Origin of the sequence: Agrococcus sp. SGAir0287 (genome assembly GCF_005484985.1) — a bacterium.
GTDB lineage: Bacteria > Actinomycetota > Actinomycetes > Actinomycetales > Microbacteriaceae > Agrococcus.
In genome coordinates this window covers 2,459,451-2,479,481 of the sequence record NZ_CP027942.1, presented here as the reverse complement: position 1 = coordinate 2,479,481, position 20,031 = coordinate 2,459,451, and the positions used below count along the sequence as shown (strand labels likewise).

Here is a 20,031-nt window from a genome sequence, read left to right as displayed (position 1 = left end):
TGAGGAAAGAGGCAACCGTGTCGGTCTCCATCAAGCCGCTCGAGGACCGCATCGTCATCCGCCAGGTCGAGGCGGAGACGACGACTGCCAGCGGTCTCGTCATCCCGGACACCGCCAAGGAGAAGCCCCAGGAGGGCGAGGTCGTGGCCGTGGGCCCCGGCCGTGTCGACGACAACGGCAACCGCGTGCCCGTCGACGTCGCCGAGGGCGACCGGGTCATCTACTCGAAGTACGGCGGCACGGAGGTGAAGTTCGGCGGCGAGGAGTTCCTCGTGCTGTCGGCTCGCGACGTGCTCGCGGTGGTCGTGCGCTGACGCGACGCCACGCATCCGCGACGGCGGCACCCGATGGGGTGCCGCCGTCGCTGCGTCCATGGGCATGCGTGAGGATGGGGAGACGATGAGGACGACGGAGTCGGGGCGCGGGCTGGCGCTCGCGGTGGGCGCATACGCCGTGTGGGGCGTCGTGCCTGCGTACGTCGTGCTCATGCAGGGCGTCGCCGCAATCGAGCTCGTCGGCTGGCGCGTGCTGGCGTCCGTCGTCGTCGCCGCGCTCATCGTCACCGCCGTGCGCGGCTGGGGCGCCCTCTGCGCGGTGCTGCGCGACCGGCGCTCGCTCCTGGCGCTCGGCGCCTCCGGCCTCGCGATCCTCGTGAACTGGACGGTCTTCGCCTACGCCGTCCTCTCCGGCCACATCATCGAGACGAGCCTCGGCTACTTCCTGAACCCGATCCTGTCGATCGTGCTCGCCGTCGTCGTGCTGCACGAGCGCCTGCGACCGGCGCAGTGGGTGGCGGTGGGCATCAGCGTCGTCGCCGTCGTCGTGCTCGTCGTCGCCTACCGCTCGTTCCCGTGGATCGCGATCCTGCTCGCGCTCGCCTTCTCCGTCTACGGCCTGCTCAAGAAGCAGGTCGGCGCCCGCGTCGACGCGATCACGGGGTTCACGCTCGAGACCGCAGCCACCGTGCCGTTCGCGATCGGAATGCTCGTCGTCTCCACGATCGTCGCGGGGCCGACGATCCTCGACGTCCCGCCGCTCGTGCAGCTCGCCGTCGTCGGCTTCGGCGTCGTCACGGCCGTGCCGCTCATGCTGTTCTCGGCGGCGGCCCGTCGCGTCTCGCTCACGACGCTCGGCTTCACGCAGTACCTCGCGCCGATCCTCTCCCTCCTCTTCGGCTGGCTCGTCATGGGCGAGCCGATGCCGCCCGAGCGACTGATCGGCTTCGGACTCGTGTGGCTCTCGCTCGCCGTGCTCATGGTCGACCTCGTCGTCGCCGAGGGTCGTCGACGCCGCTCGCCGGCGGTGCCTGCGCCCGCGCCCTGACGCGTCCTCGCGGTGCGACGCACGGTGCAGGAGCCGTGATCGAACCGCGACCAGACCGTTACACGTTCGTCACGAAATCGAGCGTTCTTCGCTTCCGTGCGCGCCTAGGGTTGACGGCAACCCGGCGTGGCCGGGCGTACCCTGAGGACTCCTGAGGAGCACCATGAAGGCATCCCTTCACCAGCGTTCGCGCCGCGCCGCGCTGCTCGCTGCATCCACCGCGGGCATCGTCGTGCTCGCCGCCTGCTCCACCGGGGGCGGCGCCGGTGGCGAGAGCGACGCGCCGAGCGACGACCCGTTCATCGTCGGCACGATCCTGCCCCAGACCGGCAACCTCGCCTTCCTCGGCCCGCCCGAGTTCGCAGGCGTCGACCTCGCCGTCGCCGACCTCGAGGCCGCCGACTTCCCGTTCGACATCGAGCAGATCGACACCGACTCGGGCGACACGACGACCGACATCGCCATCCAGTCGGCCGGCCAGCTCGTCGACGCCGGCGCGTCCGTCGTCATCGGCGCCGCCTCGTCGGGCGTGTCGTTCACGTTCATCGACCAGTTCGTCGACGCGGGCATCGTGCAGATCTCGCCGGCGAACACGTCGCCCGACTTCTCGACCTACGACGACGACGGCTACTACTGGCGCACCGCCCCCTCGGACGTGCTCCAGGGTCGCGTGCTCGGCAACCTCATGGTGAACGACGGCGCCGCCAACGTGGCGTTCCTCTACATCAACGACCCCTACGGCATCGGCCTGGCGGACAACGCCGGCGCAGCCGTCGAGGCCGGCGGCGGCTCGGTGGTCGCCTCCGTCTCGTACAACCCGGGCGACACGAACTTCTCGTCGCAGGTGTCGGAGATCCTCGCCGCGAGCCCCGACGCGATCGGCATCCTCGCGTTCGAGGAGACGGCGAACATCATCCCCGAGCTCGTCTCGACGCAGGGATACGCGGCCAGCCAGGTGTACTTCGTCGACGGCAACCTCTCCAACTCGTACGAGTTCCCGGAGGGCACGCTCGAGGGCGCCAAGGGCACGCTGCCCGGCAACCCCGCCGACGACACCTTCCAGGACCGCCTCCTCGAGATCGACGACTCGCTGACCGACTTCTCGTACGCTCCCGAGTCGTACGACGCGGTCATCCTCGCGGCCCTCGCGGCCGCGCAGGGCGGCTCGACCGACCCCGAGACCATCCGCGACAACATGCAGTCGGTCTCGGAGGGCGGCACGAAGTGCACCGACGTCGCCGAGTGCCTGCAGCTCATCGCGGACGGCGAGGACATCGACTACGACGGCGTCTCCGGACCCATCGAGTTCGATGACAACGGCGACCCGACCGAGGCGTACATCGGCATCTACCAGTACGGTGCCGACAACCGCTACACGCTGCTCACCACGGAGTTCGGCTCGCTGAACGAGTAGTCGGTTCGGGCCTTCCGAATCCACAGCACACCAGAAGGGCCCCGGAGTCATCCGGGGTCCTTCTGCTGTTCCGGTGTCGTGCGGGGGTTCGTCTGCCATGACCGGGTCGGCGGTGCACGGCGATGGCGCTCCTCAGCTCAGACAATGGGGAAGGGAGGAGGGGATGCGGCCTAGCGGCCGCACCCCCTCCTCCCTTCCCCATAACTCGACACCCCGCGCCATCTCCGCGCACCGCCGTCCCTCCGTCTCGGGTGAGGAGCGAACGCCGAATCGTTGGGGCGCTGCGCGCGCGTCCGTCGACCCGGCGTCCTCGCGCGGCCGTTCCCAGCCCTCCGCGGGTCCGCGTGGGCGTCACCACGGGTCGGCGCTCCGGAGGTGCGCGGGTCTCGTGACGCATGCGGCGCAAGCCCACGCGCTCCTCGACCGGCTGCGGGAGCGCAGCGTCCCGATCGAGGGGAAGCCTCATTCGGCGATGTCGTCGCTCTGCCCCCTCCCAGCTGGTCGAGGAGGCCGCGAGCACAGCGAGCAGCCGTCACGAGACCCGCACCTCGCCGTCCGCGGTGCGCGCGAGCGTCCCTCGGTGAGCACCGTCGAGGTCGGGAACGGCCGCGCGCCGACGCCGGTCGGCGGAACGCGCGCGCAGCGCCCACCCCAGCGGTGCGGCTCGTCCAGGATCCTCTAGACCGCTCAGCCCTCGAGGACGCGAGGGGTGGGCGGTCGACGGGATGTCGCGGGGTGTCGAGTCATGAGGGTGGGGCGCGGGGTCACGGCCGCCAGGCCGCGACCCCGCGCCCCACCCTCATCGTCCGAGCTGAGGAGCGACGTCCCGCCGACCGCCCACCCCGGGAGAACGAAGGAGGCGCCGCACCCGCAGGTGCGACGCCTCCGCTCGATCCGAAGACCCTACTTCGACTCGTCCCGAGGCTCCGACGACGCCGCGATCTCGTCCGCACCACCCGGCTCCGCCGACGCCCCCGAGTCGACGACGATCGCGTTCGTCGACGTCTTCGCCTTCTCCTCGACGTCGGTCGCGAGCGTGCCGAGGTACAGCTCGACGACCTTCGGGTCGTTGAGCATCTCGCGCCCCGAGCCCGTGTACGCGTCCCTGCCCTGGTCGAGCACGTACGCGCGGTGCGCGATCTGCAGGCAGCGGCGCGCGTTCTGCTCGACCATGACGATCGTCACGCCGTGCTTGTTGATCTCGGCGACGCGCAGGAACGTCTCGTCCTGGCGCACGGGGGAGAGGCCGGCCGATGGCTCGTCGAGCAGCAGCACCGACGGATCCATCATGAGCGCGCGGCCCATGGCGACCATCTGCCGCTCGCCGCCCGAGAGCGATCCGGCGCGCTGCCTGCGTCGCTTCGCGAGCTCGGGGAAGAGCCCTGCGACGAACTCGAAGCGCTCCTTGAACATCCTCGGCTGCTGGAAGAGCCCCATCTCGAGGTTCTCCTCGATCGTGAGCGAGGGGAACACGTTGTTGTTCTGCGGCACCATGCCGACGCCCTTGCCGACGAGCCGGTCGGCCTTGAGGCCCGTGATCTCCTCGCCGTTCAGCACGATCGAGCCGCCGCGCACGTTGACCTGGCCGAAGATCGCCTTCAGCAGCGTCGACTTGCCGGCGCCGTTCGGGCCGATGATGCCGATGAGGTCGCCTTCGTTCGCGACGATCGAGCAGCCGTTGAGGATGTTGACGCCCGGCAGGTAGCCGGCGACGAGGTCCTTCGTCTCGAGCACGGCGGTCATGCCTTGTCCTCCTCGCGAGCGGCCTGGACCTCGTCGAGCTCCTCGGCGGCCTCCTGCTCGATCTGCTGGATCTCCTGGTTGGTCAGCGTGCCCAGGTCGGTGTCGTGGTGCGCGCCCAGGTAGGCGTCGACGACGGCCTGGTCCTGCATGATCGACTCGGGCGGACCCTCGGCGACGACCTTGCCCTCGGCCATGACGATGACCCAGTCGGAGATGTGCCGCACCATGTGCATGTCGTGCTCGACGAAGAGCACGCTCATGCCGTCGGCCTTGAGGCCGAGCACGTGGTCGAGCAGCGACTGCGTCAGCGCGGGGTTCACGCCGGCCATCGGCTCGTCGAGCATGACGAGGTTGGGCTTCGACATGAGTGCGCGGGCCATCTCGAGCAGCTTGCGCTGACCACCGGAGAGCGAGGCGGCGAAGTCCTCCCGCTTGGCGTCGAGCTTGAACCGGGCGAGGAGGTCGTCGGCGCGAACGATGTTCTCCTGCTCCTGCTTGCGCCAGAGGAAGGCCCAGAGGGCGGAGCCGAGCCGCTCGCCGCGCTGACCCGTCGCGCCGAGCAGCATGTTCTGCAGCACGGTGAGGCGGCCGAGCGACTTCGTGAGCTGGAAGGTGCGCACCATGCCGCGGCGGGCGACCTTGTAGGCGGGGACGCCGGCGAGCGACTGGCCGTCGAACGACCACGACCCCTCGTTGGGCTTGTCGAACCCCGTGAGCAGGTTGAAGAACGTCGTCTTGCCGGCGCCGTTCGGCCCGATGAGCGCCGTGATGGCGCCGCGAGGGATCTCGACGTGCTCGACGTCGACGGCCGTGAGGCCGCCGAACTGGCGGCGCACGCCGTCGGCGACGACGATCGGGTCGACCTTGGCGCAGCCGGGGCCGACCTCGCCGTCGACGAGGGGATGGGTCTTCGTGGCGCTAGACATTGAACGACAGCTCCTTCTTGTTGCCCATGATGCCCTGCGGTCGGAAGACGACGAGGGCGATGAGGGCGACGCCGACGGCGACGAACGCGAGCTGGCCGGCCTGCGTGGCCGACATGGCTCCGAAGAGGCCGAGGTCGTGCAGCTCGCCGATGAGGCCGCGCACGAACGACAGCAGGAACCAGAACAGCACGCCGCCGAGCACCGGTCCGAGCACGGTCGCCGCACCGCCGAGCAGCAGCGCCGTCCACACGTTGAACGTGAGGGTCGTCGCGAAGCTGTCCGGCTGGACGGCACGGGGGAAGATGAACAGGATGCCGGCGATGGCGCCGATGACGCCGCCGAGCACGAGCGCCTGCATCTTGTACGCGTAGACGTTCTTGCCGAGCGAGCGCACCGCATCCTCGTCCTCGCGGATGCCCTTGATGACGCGGCCCCACGGGCTGCGCATGAGGCCCCAGACGAGGAGGATCGCCAGGATGACGATGATCCAGCTCACGAGCGTGTACCAGGTGTTGTTCGACAGGTCGAGCAGCCCGTCGTTGACGGCCTGGATGTCGCCCTTGTAGTCGGTGCCGCGGATGCCCTGCGAGCCGCCCGTGACGTCGGTGAGGTCCTGCGTGCGGACGGTGAACCGTACGATCTCCGCCGACGCGATCGTGACGATCGCGAGGTAGTCGCCGCGTAGGCGCAGGGTGGGGATGCCGAGGATGAGCGCGAACACCGTCGCGCACGCGATGCCGACGAGCGTCGCCGCGAGCAGCGACAGCGCCGGCGGCCATCCCCAGTTCTCGGTCGGGTTCGCCATGCTGGTGAAGATCGCGAACGAGTAGGCGCCGATGGCCATGAAGCCGGCCTGGCCGAAGTTCAGCAGACCCGCGTAGCCGAAGTGGATGCCGAGGCCGATCGCCGCGAGCGCGTACGCCGCCGACGAGGCCGAGATGAGCTCGCCGAGCGAGCCGAGCAGGACATCGAGCATCAGCCGATCCTCTCCTTGCGACCGAGCACACCCTGCGGCCGGAGCAGCAGCACGAGGATGAGGATGACGAGGGCGACCGCGAATCGGAGGTCCGTGGGCAGCCAGAGGGTGGACAGCTCGGTGGCGAGTCCGATGATCACGGCGCCGACGAGGGCACCGAACGCGCTGCCGAGGCCTCCGAGGGTGACGGATGCGAACAGCAGCAGCAGGATGATGAAGCCCATGTCCCACCGCACGCTGGCGCCGACGAAGTAGGCGTACAGCACGCCCGACAGGCCCGTGAGCGTGCCGGCGAGCACCCAGACGATGCGGATGACCCGGTCGACGTTGATGCCGGAGGCTGCCGCGAGCCCGGAGTTGTCGCTCACCGCGCGCGTCGCCTTGCCGATGCGCGTGCGCGTCAGGAAGAACGCGACGGCGAGCAGGATGATCACCGAGACGACCATGCTCACGATGTTCGACACGCGCACGTTGAACGTGCCGAACGAGATGACCGCCGAGTTGTCGACCGCGAGCGTCTCGCTGCCGCCGCCGAAGAGGAACTGGAAGAAGTAGCGCAGCGCGATCGACAGGCCGATCGTGACGATGAGCACCTGCACGAGGCCCACGCGCCTGCGGCGCAACGGTCGGAAGATCGCGGCGTCGTGGAGCCAGCCGAACGCGGCGCTCGCGACCAGCACGCCGAGCACCGAGAGCCACACCGGCAGGTGCAGCGCCGTGGTCAGCATGTAGAAGACGAGCGCGCCGAACGTGAGCATCTCGCCGTGGGCGAAGTTGTTGACGCCCGTCGTGCCGAAGATGAGCGTGATGCCGATGGCGCCGAGCGCCAGCAGCAGGCCGAAGTTGAGGCCGGTGAAGAGGCGCTGCCCGAGCTGCGACCACGAGAAGCGGCTGCTGCTGGACTCGCCCGAGCTCGAGCCGGATCCCGAGCCGGAGCTCGTGCCCTCGCCGTCGTCGCCACCGGATCCTGCGCCATCGAAGGATCCGGGCTCGCCGATCTGGAACAGGACGCCCTGCGAGTTCGTCGTGCCGATCGTGAACTCGCGTGAGACGTGCTCGGGGTTCACCTGCAGGCCCGAGGGGATCGTCGCCTCGTCGATCGTCACCGTGTAGGCGCCCGGGCCCGGCACGGCGATCGACCAGCGGCCGTCGGCCCCGGTGGTCGCGGTGCCCTCGAAGCCGTCGCCGGTCGCGGTGATGACGACGCCGGCGAGGGGCGTCTGCGGGTCGGAGCGGACGATGCCCTGGAACTGGTACGTCTGGCTCGGGTCGGTCGGCGCCGGCGTCGAGGTCGCGTCGGCGGGCGCTGCGCCCAGCCCGATCGCGGCGCCGACGGCGACGAGCAGCGCGATGAGGGGGAACCACCATCGCGTGCGTCGGAGTGTCGTCTCCACATGTCCTCCAGTGGTCCGTGACGCACGCCTGGTGGGAATGCGATGGGCGCGGTGCCCGTTGCACGGTGGAGTCACCATAGCCCGGTGACGGTGTCGAGCATGTTTCGTCTCTTGCCCGAGGCGGCACTCGGGACCGAATCGTTACTCGTACGATGGATGGCGATGGACACGCGCGACCCGTTCGGCTTCACAGGACTCACCTACGACGACGTCATGCTGCTGCCCGGCCGCACCGACGTCATCCCCAGCGAGGCGGACACCTCGACGTGGCTCTCGCGCCGCATCCGGCTCGCCGTGCCGCTCGTGTCGAGCGCGATGGACACCGTCACCGAGGAGCGCATGGCCATCGCGATGGCGCGCCAGGGCGGCATCGGCATCGTGCACCGCAACCTCGCGATCGCGGAGCAGGCGGCGATCGTCGACCGCGTGAAGCGGTCGGAGTCGGGCATGATCACCGATCCCGTGACGATCGGCCCGGACGCGACGGTCGCCGAGGTCGACGCGATCTGCGGCCAGTACAAGGTGTCGGGCCTGCCGGTCGTCGACGAGGGCGGGCACCTGCTCGGCATCATCACCAACCGCGACATGCGCTTCGTCGCCCGCGCGGATGCCGCATCCACGCTCGTGCGCGACGTCATGACGCCTGCGCCCCTCACGACGGCGCCCGTCGGCACGTCGCGCGAGGACGTGCTCGAGATCTTCCGGGCCTCGAAGCTCGAGAAGCTGCCGCTCGTGCACGAGGACGGTCGGCTCGCCGGCCTCATCACCATCAAGGACTTCGACAAGGTCGAGCAGTACCCGTTCGCGACGAAGGACGAGCACGGCCGCCTGCGGGTGGGCGCGGCGATCGGCTTCTTCGGCGACGCCTACGACCGCGCCGAGGCGCTGCTCGAGGCGGGCGTCGACGTCATCGTCGTCGACACCGCCAACGGCGAGTCGCAGGGCGTCATCGACATCGTCACGCGGCTGAAGGGCGACGCGCGCTTCGACGGCGTCGACATCATCGGCGGCAACGTCGCGACCCGCGAGGGCGCGCAGGCGCTCGTCGACGCGGGCGTCGACGCCGTCAAGGTAGGCGTCGGGCCCGGCTCGATCTGCACGACGCGCGTCGTCTCCGGCGTCGGGGTGCCGCAGGTGACCGCCGTCTACGAGGCGTCGCTCGCCGCGACGCCCGCGGGCGTGCCGGTGATCGCCGACGGCGGCCTGCAGTACTCGGGCGACATCGCGAAGGCGCTCGTCGCGGGTGCGTCGTCCGTCATGCTCGGCTCGCTGCTCGCCGGCACGGACGAGTCGCCCGGCGATCTCGTGCTCATCAACGGCAAGCAGTTCAAGACGTACCGCGGCATGGGCTCGCTCGGGGCGATGCAGACGCGCGGCAAGAAGACGTCGTACTCGCGCGACCGCTACTTCCAGGCAGACGTGCCCTCCGACGAGCAGCTCATCGCCGAGGGCATCGAGGGGCAGGTGCCGTACCGCGGCCCGCTCGCGACCGTCGCCTACCAGCTCACGGGCGGCCTGCGGCAGTCGATGTTCTACGTCGGCGGCCGCACGATCGGCGAGCTGCAGACGAAGGGCCGGTTCGTGCGCATCACGGCGGCGGGCCTCAAGGAGTCGCACCCGCACGACATCCAGATGGTCGTCGAGGCGCCGAACTACCGCCGCTGACGCGCGCTCCGCTGGACCTCGTGCGCGCCCCTCGCTCCGGCGGGGGGGCGTGTCGTCGTTCCGAGGTGCGCTTCGTGCAGTGCGGTGCGCTTGCGGCCGATGTGGTCGCTCCGAGGTGCGTTTCGTGCAGTGAGGTGCGGTTCCCGACGCCGCAATCGTTCCGAGGTGCGCCTGCTGCTGCGAGGTGCCGTTGCAACGGCCCCTGAGTGCAGCAGGCGCACCTCGCAACGATGAAGCGTCCCTCACAGGCCGGCGGCATCCACAGCCTCGGATGCTGTCGGCACGCGATCGACGGCTGGCCGACAGGGTGCGACCATGCCGGATCCGCTCGACATCGTCCAGACCTCGCAGGTGCACGCGCTCGGTCTCGTGCCCTCGCGCTCACGAGGACTCGCACGCGTCCGTCGCGGCGCCTACGTGGACGCTGCTGCCCTCGCAGCGGCCGACCCCGAGCAGCGGTACCGCGCGCGGGTGAAGGCGGTCGGGTTGGCGCGACCCGGCATCGTGCTCGCGCTCGAGTCCGCCCTCATGCTGCACGGCCTGCCGTTCGGCTCGGAGCCGAGCCACGTGTTCAGCACCGGCGATCCCGCGATGTCGGGCGGTCGTGCCGGCGTCCGCAACTCGCATCTGCCGATCCGCCCCGAGCACGTCGTCGAGGTCGAAGGACTGCGGTGCTCGAGCGTCGCATGGACCTTGGCCGACATCGGCCGACGGCGGATCCCGAGCGCTGCGGTCGCATCCGTGGACGCTGCGCTTGCAGCGGGGACGGTCGACGTCGACGACATCCTCGGAGCGCTCGCGTATCAGAGCCGGCAGGGCGGCGCCCGCGCGCGGTGGTCGGTCGCGTTCGCCGATGGTCGGTCGGAGTCGGTGGGGGAGTCGCGCAGCCGGGTGGCGATCGCGCTGCTCGGCTTTCCTGCCCCCGAGCTGCAGGTCGAGGTCCGGACGGATCTCGGATCGTTCCGAGCCGACTTCGGCTGGCGGCTCGACGATCGATGGCTGCTGGGCGAGTTCGATGGCCTCGTCAAGTACGGCGCCCTCGCATCGGCCTCGGGCCGCACGGGCGTCGATGCGCTCGTCGCTGAGAAGCGCCGGGAGGATGCGATCCGCCGCGTGGCAGACCTCTGTCGGTGGACGTGGGACGACGTCGTGCGACCCGAGCGACTCGCACGCATCCTGCGCGCTGCGGGCCTGCGGCGGCGCGACCCCGTGCTGCCGGCTGGCGTGCGCCTCCTCCCGTGACGCAGACCGACGTTGGGAGGTGCGGTTGCTGCACTGAGGTGCCGTTGCAACGCCACCTCACTGCAGCACGCGCACCTCGCATCGGCGGACGCCGTAGGAAGCGCACCCCGGCGCAGGAAGCGCACCTCGCAACGGCAGGGCTCGAGGGTTGCGGCAGCGAAGAACGCGATATATCGTGACTTGGAAGACGCGATGCATCGCGAGTCGCGCATGGAGTGGGGAGCCGTCATGGAGACGAACGAGCAGGGCACGTTCGAGGGGTCGACGCCGGCCGACTCGAGCCTCGAGCGTTGGACGGTGCGACCGGGCGAGACGCGCACGATCACCCTCGAGGGCGTGCGCCGGCTCAAGGTGGGCGTCATCGCCGGCAGCGTCGACGTCGTCGGACACGACGAGCCGTGGGCGCGCGTCGAGGTGCACCGCGTCGACGGACGCGACCTCGAGGTGTCGCTCGACGACGGCGCGCTCACCGTCGCGCATCCGCTGCTGCGCTGGTCGAACCTCATCGAGTCGCTGAAGTCGCTGGGCACCGAGCGCGGTCGCGTCGAGGTCAGCATCCTCGTGCCGCGGCACGTCTCGCTCACCTACGGCCAGGTCACGGCGCAGGGGCTCGTCGCGGGCCTCTCCGCCGGCGCCGACGTCAGCACCGTCTCGGGCGACGTGCAGCTCGACGGCGTGACGGGCACGGTGCAGGTCAACACGGTCTCCGGCGACGTGGAGGCGACCGGCCTCGACGGCGACGTGCAGGTGCACGCCCTCTCGGGCGACGTCACGATGTCCGGCAGGTCGCGCCGCGTCGGCGTCGACACGGTCTCGGGCGACGTGCTGCTCGACGTGCTCGGCCCCGTCGACGCCGTCTCGGTCAACGGCGTCTCCGGCGACGCCACCGTGCGCGTCGACGAGGACGTCGCGCTCGAGGTCGTCACGAACACGGTCTCCGGCAGCGGTCGCGTGCTGGGCACGGCGCTGCCGAAGCGCGGCGGACGCCACAGCGAGCCGGGCACGGGCCCCGCGGCGCGGATCACGCTCAACAGCGTCTCCGGCGACCACGCGGTCGTCCGTCGATGAGCCCCGTCTTCGCGCACGGCGCGCTGCGCCTGTACCTGCTCGCGCTGCTCGCGGAGTCCCCGATGCACGGGTACGAGGTCATGCAGGCCCTCGAGCGACGCTTCGGCGGCACCTACCAGCCGTCGGCCGGCACCATCTATCCGCGCCTGTCGAGGCTCGAGGAGGAGGGGCTCGTCGCCAAGCACGCCGACGGGCGTCGCACCCGGTACGAGATCACGGATGCGGGACGCGCGCACCTCGCCGATCGGCAGGGCGAGCTCGACGCGCTCGAGTCGGAGATCGGCGACTCGGTGCGGCGCCTCGCCGACGAGGTGCGCGGCGGCGTCCGCGACGCCATGCGCACGTTGCGTGCCGACCTCGCCGCCGCCGAGCGCGAGGCGCGCTCGTCGCGCACTGCCGCGCCGTCGCCCTCGCCGTCGAACGATGCCGAGCCCGAGCCCGCGTCGTCGACCACGCATGGACGCTCGGAGCCGCGCGGCGAGGATCGCGCCGAGCTGCGCGCCGCCGTGCACGAGGTCGACCTCGCCGCCACGCGGCTGCGCGCGGAGGTGCGCACGCTCGTCCGTGGCGCGTCGGTGACGGCGGCGACGGCACGCGAGGTCCTGGCCGAGGTGGATGCGACCGCCGCCCGCATCCGGGCGATCGTCGGTCGCTAGGCGCGGCTGGGCATCCCGCCCGACGTTGCGAGGTACCCATCTCGCGACCAGGTGCTGCAATCGGCGTACCTGGTAGCAGGACGAGTACCTCGGAACGAGATGCGTACTTCGGGACGAGATCGAACGCGGCGGCACGCACCGGTAGCACGTCGCGCACGAGGGTCCTCCCTCAGCGGACGCCGGGGGAGCGCATCGTCGCGCGGGACTAGGCTGGGGTCGTGGCGGAGATCGAGCTCGGGCTGGCCAAGAGCGCACGACCGGCGTACGGATTCGACGACGTCGCGGTCGTGCCGACGAGGCGCACGCGCGACAGCGACGTCGTCTCGCTCGCGTGGCAGATCGACGCGTTCCGGTTCGAGATGCCGGTGCTCGGCGCGCCGACCGACTCGGTCATGAGCCCCCGCACCGCCATCGCGCTCGGACGCGCCGGCGGCCTCGGCGTGCTCAACCTCGAGGGCGTGTGGACGCGCTACGACGACCCCGAGCCGCTGCTCGCCGAGATCGCGGGCCTGCCCGCCGACCTCGCGACGAGCCGCATGCGCGAGATCTACGCCGAGCCCGTGCGGCCCGAGCTCATCCGGCAGCGCCTGTCCGAGGTCCGAGACGCCGGCGTCACGGTCGCGGGCTCGCTGAGCCCGCAGGCCGTGCAGGAGCACTACCAGACCGTCATCGAGGCGGGCGTCGACCTCTTCGTCATCCGCGGCAGCACTGTCTCCGCCGAGCACGTCACGAAGTCCGGCGAGGCGCTGAACCTCAAGCAGTTCATCTACGAGCTCGACGTGCCGGTGATCGTCGGCGGCGTCGTCACGTACACGGCTGCGCTGCACCTCATGCGCACGGGCGCGGCCGGCGTGCTCGTCGGCTTCGGCGGCGGCGCGGCCTCGACGAGCCGCTCGGTGCTCGGCATCCACGCGCCGATGGCGACGGCGGTCAGCGACGTCGCCGCGGCTCGCCGCGACTACCTCGACGAGTCGGGCGGCCGCTACGTGCAGGTCATCGCCGACGGCTCGCTGGGCACCTCCGGCGACATCGTCAAGGCCTTCGCCTGCGGTGCCGACGCTGCGATGCTCGGCACGGCGCTCGCGCGGGCGACGGATGCGCCGGGTCGCGGCTGGCACTGGGGCCCGGAGGCGCACAACCAGAAGCTGCCGCGCGGCAACCGCGTCCAGGTCGAGCAGGTCGGCGACCTCGAGGTGGTGCTGAACGGCCCCGCGCCCGTCGCCGACGGCACGGCGAACATCGTCGGAGCGGTGCGCAAGGCGCTCGCGACGACCGGCTACAAGGACGTCAAGGAGTTCCAGCGCATCGACGTCGTGGTGGCACCGCGACGCTAGCGCCGGATGGCTCGAGGACCCACTGGGCCCGAAGGATCCCTCGAGGGAAAGGGGAGGCACATGGCAGGCAAGCAGCAGACCGCGCCGTCGAAGAGCGTGCGTCGATCGGCCAACCTCGGTCCGGAGGAGCGCGCGAAGGCGCTCGCGTCGATGCGCGAGCGCGAGGTCGACGTGCTCGTGATCGGCGGCGGCATCGTCGGCGTCGGATCGGCGCTCGACGCCGTGACGCGCGGCCTGCGCGTCGGGCTCGTGGAGGCGCGCGACTTCGCCTCGGGCACGTCGAGCCGGTCGTCGAAGCTCATCCACGGCGGCATCCGCTACCTCGAGCAGCTGAACTTCGGGCTCGTGCGCGAGGCGCTCATCGAGCGCGGCCTGCTGCTGCAGCGCATCGCACCGCACCTCGTGAAGCCCGTCCGCTTCCTGTACCCGCTGACGAACCAGCTCGAGCGCGGCTACATCGGCGCGGGCATGGCGCTGTACGACGCCTTCAGCTACACGGGGTTCATGCGCCCGGGCGTCCCCCTCCACCGGCACCTGACGAAGAAGCAGATGCTCAAGGAGATCCCGTCGCTCGACCCGAACGCGCTCGTCGGCGGCCTCACCTACTACGACGCGCAGGTCGACGACGCCCGCTACGTCGCCGAGCTCGCGCGGACGGCGTCGTTCTACGGCGCCCACGTCGCCAGCCGCGTCCGCGCCGAGGGGTTCCTCAAGGTCGGCGAGCGCGTCGTCGGCATCCAGGCGCACGACTACGAGACGGGCGAGCGCTTCGAGATCCGCGCGAAGCAGGTCGTGAACGCGACCGGCGTGTGGACGGGCGACACGCAGGCGATGGTCGGCGAGCGCGGCGACTTCCGCGTGCGCGCGTCGAAGGGCGTCCACCTCGTCGTGCCGCGCGACCGCTTCCACTCCTCGATGGGCCTGCTGCTGCGCACCGAGAAGTCGGTGCTCTTCGTGATCCCGTGGGGGCGGCACTGGATCATCGGCACGACGGACACCGACTGGGAGCTCGACAAGGCGCACCCGGCGGCGACGGCGGCCGACATCGACTACATCCTCGAGCACGTGAACTCCGTGCTCGCGACGAAGCTCACGCGCGCCGACGTCGAGGGCGTCTACGCGGGGCTGCGGCCGCTGCTCGCCGCCGCGGAGGGCGGCTCGACCGCGAACCTCTCGCGCGAGCACCACGTCTCCCACACGGTGCCCGGCCTCGTCATGATCGCCGGCGGCAAGTGGACGACGTACCGCGTGATGGCGAAGGACGCGATCGACGAGGCGGTGTCGGCGATCGATGGCAAGGTCCCGCCGTCGTGCACGGAGGACATCCCGCTGCTCGGCGCCGTCGGCTACCGCGCCGCGTGGAACAAGCGCGGCAAGATCGCGAAGGCGTTCGGGCTGCACAAGCACCGCGTCGAGCACCTGCTGAACCGCTACGGCGTCATGACCGACGACCTGCTCGACATCATCCGCGAGCGCCCCGAGCTCGCCGAGCCGCTGCCGGGGGCCGACGACTACCTCGGCGCCGAGGTGCGCTACGCGTGCCTCGCCGAGGGTGCGCTGCACCTCGACGACGTGCTCGCGCGCCGCACGCGCATCTCGATCGAGGCGTGGGATCGCGGCGTCGCCGCAGCGCCCGTCGCCGCTCGCATCATGGCCGAGGCGCTCGGCTGGGACGAGGAGCGGATCGAGAAGGAGATCAACACCTACAACAAGCGCGTCGCGGCCGAGCTCGCGAGCCAGGAGCTGCCGGACGACGAGTCCGCCGACCGCGCGCGCACGGAGGCGCCCGAGATCGTGCCGCTGGGGGCGCTGCCCGTCGCCGAGCCGGTCGGGACGCGGGCCCAGGCTGGCTAGGGCACGATAGGAGCATGCCGCACGCACTGATCGGGACGAACCACCTCCGGTCCTATGCGGGGTCCGAGATGGTCGTGCTCGAGCTCGTCGAGCACCTGATCGGTCGCGGCTGGCGCGTCGACGTCTACACCAACGAGCTCGGCTCGCCGATGGTCGACGAGCTGACGTCGCTGCCGCACGAGGGGCGCCTCCGGCTCGTCGAGGCGAGCCCGTCCGAGCGCTTCGACGACGACTACGACCTCGTGTGGATGCAGCACGGCGTGCTGCCGCCCGCCTTCCTCGAGCGGCTCGAGGAAGGCGTCGACGCACCGATCGTGTGGCATCACCTGTCGCGCTTCCAGGACGTGGAGATGCCGATCCTCGCGGACGTCGAGTCGCGCGTGACCGCGCTCTCGGCGGGCATGTGCGGCCGTGTCCTCGAGGTGCTCGGCGAGTTCGGCGTCGCCGACGACAGGATGCTGCTCGTCGACAACCCTGCACCGGACGCGTTCGCCGACCACCCGCGCGAGCCGCGCACCGGCCCGCTGGAGCGCGTGCTCGTCGTCTCCAACCATCCGCCGGACGAGGTGCGCGACGCCGTCGCGCTGCTCGAGGCTCGCGGCATCGTCGTGGGCAGGCTCGGCGTGCACGACGAGCCCAAGCGCGTGACGCCCGACGTGCTCGAGCAGTACGACGCGGTGGTCACCATCGGCAAGACCGTGCAGTACGCGCTCTCGATGGGCATCCCGGCGTACGTATACGACCACTTCGGTGGCGTCGGCTGGCTCGACGACACCACGCTGGAGCCCGAGCTGCACTGGGCGTTCTCGGGCCAGAAGACACAGCGTCGCATCGACGCGGAGACCCTGGCGCGCGAGCTCGTCGAGGGGTTCCCCGTCGCGCGCGCGTTCGCCGAGCGGCATCGCACCCGGCACGCCGAGCGCTGGCGGCTCTCGACGCGCATCGACGCCCTGCTCGCCGACGAGCGCCTGCGACCTGCACCACCCGCGTCCAAGGCCGACGTCCGACGCCTCGCCTCCTTCGGCCGTCTCTACGGCGACCTCTACCGGCTCATGCGCAGCCGCGACCACGCCGCGCGCGAGGCCGAGCGCGAGCTCGCCCTCGTCCGGGAGTCGCACGCGTCCGCAGCCGAGGCCCGCGACCGCCGCGAGACCGAGGTGCTCGTGATCGGGCAGCGCCTCACCGCAGCCCGCGCCGACATGCATCGCGCGATCGAGCGCGCCGAGGCCGCCGAGCGTGCGCGGGAGCGGGCCGAGCGTCGGCTCGCGCGCCAGCAGCGGCTCGAGGAGCAGCGGCTCGCGCTGGTCGAGCTGCTGCTGTCACGGCCCTGGATGGTGACCGGAGCGGCACGCCACCTCGTGGGGTGGATCACGCGTCGCTACCCGATCCGGCTCCAGGACGTCCGTGCCGCCGACCCGGCGGCGCTGCGGCGCATGCACGACGAGGTGCTCGAGTCGCGGTTCTACCGGCTCGGCCGGGTCGCGGGCGACGACGCGGACGCAGGGCGCCGGCGGTGATCCTCGGCCCTGACGCGCGTCGCCTCGGCATCTACTTCCTCTACGACGCCGAGGGCGTCGTCGACGATGCGACCTTCCTCATGCTCGAGGCGATCCACGCGCACTGCCACGAGCTCATCGTCGTGGTGAACGGCTTCCTCGACGACGCCGGTCGCGACCGGCTCGAGACGCTGCCGCGCACGACCGTGCTGCAGCGCGCCAACGAGGGCTTCGACGTGTGGGCGTACCGCACGGCGCTGCGGGCGAAGGGGTGGGACGAGCTCGAGCGCTTCGACGAGGTCGTGCTGTGCAACTTCACGATCCTCGGGCCCGTGCACCCGCTCTCCGAGATGTTCGACGAGATGGCCGCCCGCGACGACGACTTCTGGGGCCTCACGACGCACAACGGCGCGACGTTCGACCCCTTCTCGACGCACTCCGAGCTCGGCTACCTGCCGGTCCATCTGCAGTCGCACTTCATCGCGGTGCGCCGGTCGCTCGCGACGTCGCCGGAGTTCCGCGACTACTGGGAGCACATGGTTCCGATCCACTCCTACGCGGACGCCGTCGGCAAGCACGAGGTGGTGTTCACGAAGCGCTTCGCGGAGCTCGGCTTCCGCTGGACGGCATACGTCGACACCTCCGACACCATCGGGCAGCAGTACTACCCGCTGTTCAACGACCCGGTGCGCCTCCTGCAGGAGCATCGCAGCCCCGTCTTCAAGCGCAAGTCGTTCTTCGCAGGTCCTGCCGCCTACGTCGACGAGACCTCGCACGACGTCGCGCGACGGCTCTACGACCACCTGCGCGACGGGACGTCGTACGACCATCGCGCGCTGCTGCGGCACCTGCTGCGCACCTGCGACGTCGCCGACCTCCATGCGACGCTCGCGCTGCACGAGGTCGTCGAGCCGCGCGAGCCCGACCGGGCACGGCGTCTGCGCGCCTACGTCTCGTGCGCGGGGATGGACGCCGTGCGGGCGGTGCGTGCCGCGCGCGCCGCCGGCGTCGACGACGTGGTCGTGCTGTGCGAGCACGGCTGCCGCGGCGCGTGCGACGAGGCGTCGCGCGTGCTGCTCGACGGCGGCGATCCTCTGCGCACGAGCCTGCGCGACATCCGCGAGCATCCGATCGACGCGGCGTGCGTCCTCCTAGGGCCCTCGAGCGGCCTCTCCTTCCCCTTCTCCGCCGCCGAGTCGACGGCGCGACAGGCGATCGACGACGTGCTCGCGAGCCGCGAGCACGTCGAAGGGATCCTGCGGCTGCTCGAGACGGACGACACCGGTCTGCTCGTCGCCGCGCCGCCGGTGCACGCGACGTGGTTCGGTGCGCTCGGCGACGGATGGCGCGGCAGCCACGATCGGATCCGCGCCGCGCTCGCCGCGATCGGCCGCGCCGTGCCGACGAACGAGCGCCGGGACCCGATCTCGCTGGCATCGGGGGCGCTCTGGCTCCTGCCCGACGCCGCCGAGGGGCTCGAGACGCTCGGCGTGTCCGCGGAGGACGCGCGCACGGCGCTGCCGTCGATCGTCGCCTCCAACGGACTGCTCACGCGCCATGTCACCACTCCGCAGCACGCGAGCGTCGCCCTCGTCACGTCGCTCGACTACCTGCGCCGCCTCGGCAGCCAGGTCGGCAGCGGTGGCGAGGAGCGCTTCAGCGCGCTGCTGCACCGCGTGCGCCAGATGGCCGAGGCGGGGCAGCCCGGGCACCACGCGCGCACGATCGTCGCCTTCTCGATCGCCTGGGACGTCGGGGGCAGTCGCGTGGACGCAGAGCACGTCGCGTTCGTCACCGACGGCGCCGGGACGTCGCGCATCACCCTCGTGCCGCCGCCGGGCGCCGTGAGCGCGCACCTCGACCCGGTCGACGGGGCGCGCGTGCTGTGCGACGTGCCGCGCATCCGCAGCCGCGGGGCCCTCGAGCTGCGCATCGACGGCGCCGTCGAGGCGGGCGACGACCTCCTGCTCGACGAGGACGCATCGCTGCGCGTCGTCGGCGCGCTCGTGCCCGGGGAGTCGTTCACCATCGAGTTCGACCGGCTGCGGCTCGACGAGGAGGGGCCCGCCATCCTCGACGCGCTCGTCGACCAGCGAGGATCGCGACCATGACCGCCACCGCTTCCTCCTTCCTCGACGTCGCGCGGCGCCCCCGGTGGATCGGGGCGCTGCTCGCGGCGCTCGCGGTCGCCGCGATCTTCGCCGCCCTCGGGCAGTGGCAGATCGGTCGCGCCGTCGAGCAGGGGCAGGCGGACGAGCGCGACACCGAGACGCCCGTCGCGCTCGCGTCCGTCGCCGAGCCGCAGGAGCCGCTGCTGTCGGTCGCGGGCGGACGCATCGTCGAGGCCGAGGCTGCGATCGACCCCGCCTCGTTCCTCACGATCGTCGGGCGCGACCAGGACGGCGTCAGCGGCGCGTGGCTCACGGCGCGCGCCATCACGGACGCCGGCGATTCGCTCGCCGTCGCCATCGGGTGGGCGCCGACGCGCGGCGAGGCCGAGGCTGCTGCCGCCGACGTCGACCTCGGCCCCAGGATGCTCGTGGGCCGTTACATGCCGTCGGAGTCCCCGACCGTCACCGACTTCGAGGGCGACACGACCGAGGCGATGAGCGTCGGCGACCTCATCAACCGCTGGCCGGGCTTCGAGGGCGACGTCTACGCCGGCTACGTCATCCTCGACGAGGCGCCCACGGACCTCGCGCCGATCGTGTCCCTGCCGCCGCAGCAGCAGACGCAGCTGAACTGGCTCAACGTCTTCTACGCCATCGAATGGGTCGCCTTCGCGATCTTCGCCTTCTACCTCTGGTTCCGACTCGTGCAGGACGCGCGCGAGCGCGAGCGCGAGGCGGCCGAGGACGCCGCGGCGGCGACCGCCGACGAGCCCTCGACGACCTAGGGAGCGGTCCCCGCGCGGCTCGGCGCGGCATCCGCCGCCGGTAG

The 20,031-nt window shown here is 71.3% G+C and carries 16 protein-coding genes; 12 read left to right on the top strand and 4 right to left on the bottom strand.

Going from position 1 to position 20,031, the window contains the following annotated elements; translation table 11 throughout:
* Positions 1-17: 17 nt before the first annotated feature.
* The 3 genes from groES to C1N71_RS11755 all read left to right on the top strand — a co-directional run bounded on the left by groES (position 18) and on the right by C1N71_RS11755 (position 2,737).
* The gene (gene groES / locus C1N71_RS11765; protein ID WP_137756581.1) at positions 18-314 is read left to right on the top strand and encodes a co-chaperone GroES; all 297 of its coding nucleotides are present in this window, start codon (positions 18-20) and stop codon (positions 312-314) included.
* Between the two features lie 85 nt (positions 315-399).
* Positions 400-1,323 carry an EamA family transporter RarD gene (gene rarD / locus C1N71_RS11760; protein ID WP_137756580.1) on the top strand — a complete coding sequence of 308 codons (924 nt, stop codon included), beginning with the start codon at positions 400-402 and terminating at the stop codon, positions 1,321-1,323.
* A 163-nt stretch (positions 1,324-1,486) separates the two neighbouring features.
* Complete coding sequence (locus tag C1N71_RS11755) at positions 1,487-2,737, top strand: ABC transporter substrate-binding protein (RefSeq protein WP_137756579.1); 1,251 nt, start codon at positions 1,487-1,489, stop codon at positions 2,735-2,737.
* A gap of 903 nt (positions 2,738-3,640) precedes the next feature.
* Here C1N71_RS11755 and C1N71_RS11750 read toward each other — a convergent pair.
* Genes C1N71_RS11750 through C1N71_RS11735 form a run of 4 tightly spaced genes read right to left on the bottom strand, consistent with a single transcriptional unit; the run spans position 3,641 to position 7,776 of the window.
* Positions 3,641-4,480 carry an ABC transporter ATP-binding protein gene (locus C1N71_RS11750; protein ID WP_137756578.1) on the bottom strand — a complete coding sequence of 280 codons (840 nt, stop codon included), beginning with the start codon at positions 4,478-4,480 and terminating at the stop codon, positions 3,641-3,643.
* Positions 4,477-5,406 (bottom strand): ABC transporter ATP-binding protein, encoded by a 930-nt coding sequence (locus C1N71_RS11745; protein ID WP_137756577.1) that lies wholly within the window; start codon positions 5,404-5,406, stop codon positions 4,477-4,479. The genes C1N71_RS11750 and C1N71_RS11745 overlap by 4 nt, the downstream gene beginning before the upstream one ends.
* Entirely contained in the window at positions 5,399-6,382 is a 984-nt protein-coding gene (locus tag C1N71_RS11740) for a branched-chain amino acid ABC transporter permease (RefSeq protein WP_137756576.1), read from the bottom strand. The genes C1N71_RS11745 and C1N71_RS11740 overlap by 8 nt, the downstream gene beginning before the upstream one ends.
* A complete protein-coding gene (locus tag C1N71_RS11735) occupies positions 6,382-7,776 on the bottom strand; it encodes a branched-chain amino acid ABC transporter permease (RefSeq protein ID WP_254677993.1) in 1,395 nt (464 codons plus the stop codon). Before C1N71_RS11735 ends, C1N71_RS11740 begins: the two co-directional genes overlap by 1 nt.
* 162 nt (positions 7,777-7,938) lie before the next feature.
* Between C1N71_RS11735 and guaB the strand changes: the two genes are divergently transcribed.
* The 9 genes from guaB to C1N71_RS11690 all read left to right on the top strand — a co-directional run bounded on the left by guaB (position 7,939) and on the right by C1N71_RS11690 (position 19,987).
* A complete protein-coding gene (gene guaB, locus C1N71_RS11730; RefSeq protein ID WP_137756574.1) occupies positions 7,939-9,441 on the top strand; it encodes an IMP dehydrogenase in 1,503 nt (500 codons plus the stop codon).
* A 315-nt stretch (positions 9,442-9,756) separates the two neighbouring features.
* The gene (locus C1N71_RS11725) at positions 9,757-10,683 is read left to right on the top strand and encodes a hypothetical protein (protein ID WP_137756573.1); all 927 of its coding nucleotides are present in this window, start codon (positions 9,757-9,759) and stop codon (positions 10,681-10,683) included.
* Between the two features lie 192 nt (positions 10,684-10,875).
* Entirely contained in the window at positions 10,876-11,751 is an 876-nt protein-coding gene (locus C1N71_RS11720; RefSeq protein WP_254677992.1) for a DUF4097 family beta strand repeat-containing protein, read from the top strand.
* Positions 11,748-12,407 (top strand): PadR family transcriptional regulator, encoded by a 660-nt coding sequence (locus C1N71_RS11715; protein ID WP_137756572.1) that lies wholly within the window; start codon positions 11,748-11,750, stop codon positions 12,405-12,407. The genes C1N71_RS11720 and C1N71_RS11715 overlap by 4 nt, the downstream gene beginning before the upstream one ends.
* Positions 12,408-12,625: 218 nt before the next feature.
* Positions 12,626-13,741, top strand: a complete 1,116-nt coding sequence (locus tag C1N71_RS11710; protein WP_137756571.1) for a GuaB3 family IMP dehydrogenase-related protein — start codon at positions 12,626-12,628, stop codon at positions 13,739-13,741.
* A gap of 60 nt (positions 13,742-13,801) precedes the next feature.
* Positions 13,802-15,595, top strand: coding sequence for a glycerol-3-phosphate dehydrogenase/oxidase (locus C1N71_RS11705; RefSeq protein WP_137756570.1), 1,794 nt, complete (start codon positions 13,802-13,804; stop codon positions 15,593-15,595).
* A gap of 14 nt (positions 15,596-15,609) precedes the next feature.
* On the top strand, positions 15,610-17,112 hold the full coding sequence (locus C1N71_RS11700) for a glycosyltransferase (RefSeq protein WP_137756569.1): 1,503 nt from the start codon (positions 15,610-15,612) through the stop codon (positions 17,110-17,112).
* Positions 17,109-19,202 (top strand): rhamnan synthesis F family protein, encoded by a 2,094-nt coding sequence (locus C1N71_RS11695; protein WP_137756568.1) that lies wholly within the window; start codon positions 17,109-17,111, stop codon positions 19,200-19,202. The genes C1N71_RS11700 and C1N71_RS11695 overlap by 4 nt, the downstream gene beginning before the upstream one ends.
* Entirely contained in the window at positions 19,199-19,987 is a 789-nt protein-coding gene (locus C1N71_RS11690) for an SURF1 family cytochrome oxidase biogenesis protein (protein ID WP_137756567.1), read from the top strand. The genes C1N71_RS11695 and C1N71_RS11690 overlap by 4 nt, the downstream gene beginning before the upstream one ends.
* Positions 19,988-20,031: the final 44 nt, after the last annotated feature.

Bases quoted from the DNA above. Each gene is read 5' to 3' on its own strand.
- rarD (WP_137756580.1), top strand. From the start codon at position 400: ATGAGGACGACGGAGTCGGGGCGCGGGCTGGCGCTCGCGGTGGGCGCA.
- C1N71_RS11755 (WP_137756579.1), top strand. From the start codon at position 1,487: ATGAAGGCATCCCTTCACCAGCGTTCGCGCCGCGCCGCGCTGCTCGCT.
- C1N71_RS11750 (WP_137756578.1), bottom strand. From the start codon at position 4,480: ATGACCGCCGTGCTCGAGACGAAGGACCTCGTCGCCGGCTACCTGCCG.
- C1N71_RS11745 (WP_137756577.1), bottom strand. From the start codon at position 5,406: ATGTCTAGCGCCACGAAGACCCATCCCCTCGTCGACGGCGAGGTCGGC.
- C1N71_RS11740 (WP_137756576.1), bottom strand. From the start codon at position 6,382: ATGCTCGATGTCCTGCTCGGCTCGCTCGGCGAGCTCATCTCGGCCTCG.
- guaB (WP_137756574.1), top strand. From the start codon at position 7,939: ATGGACACGCGCGACCCGTTCGGCTTCACAGGACTCACCTACGACGAC.
- C1N71_RS11725 (WP_137756573.1), top strand. From the start codon at position 9,757: ATGCCGGATCCGCTCGACATCGTCCAGACCTCGCAGGTGCACGCGCTC.
- C1N71_RS11720 (WP_254677992.1), top strand. From the start codon at position 10,876: ATGCATCGCGAGTCGCGCATGGAGTGGGGAGCCGTCATGGAGACGAAC.
- C1N71_RS11715 (WP_137756572.1), top strand. From the start codon at position 11,748: ATGAGCCCCGTCTTCGCGCACGGCGCGCTGCGCCTGTACCTGCTCGCG.
- C1N71_RS11705 (WP_137756570.1), top strand. From the start codon at position 13,802: ATGGCAGGCAAGCAGCAGACCGCGCCGTCGAAGAGCGTGCGTCGATCG.
- C1N71_RS11700 (WP_137756569.1), top strand. From the start codon at position 15,610: ATGCCGCACGCACTGATCGGGACGAACCACCTCCGGTCCTATGCGGGG.
- C1N71_RS11690 (WP_137756567.1), top strand. From the start codon at position 19,199: ATGACCGCCACCGCTTCCTCCTTCCTCGACGTCGCGCGGCGCCCCCGG.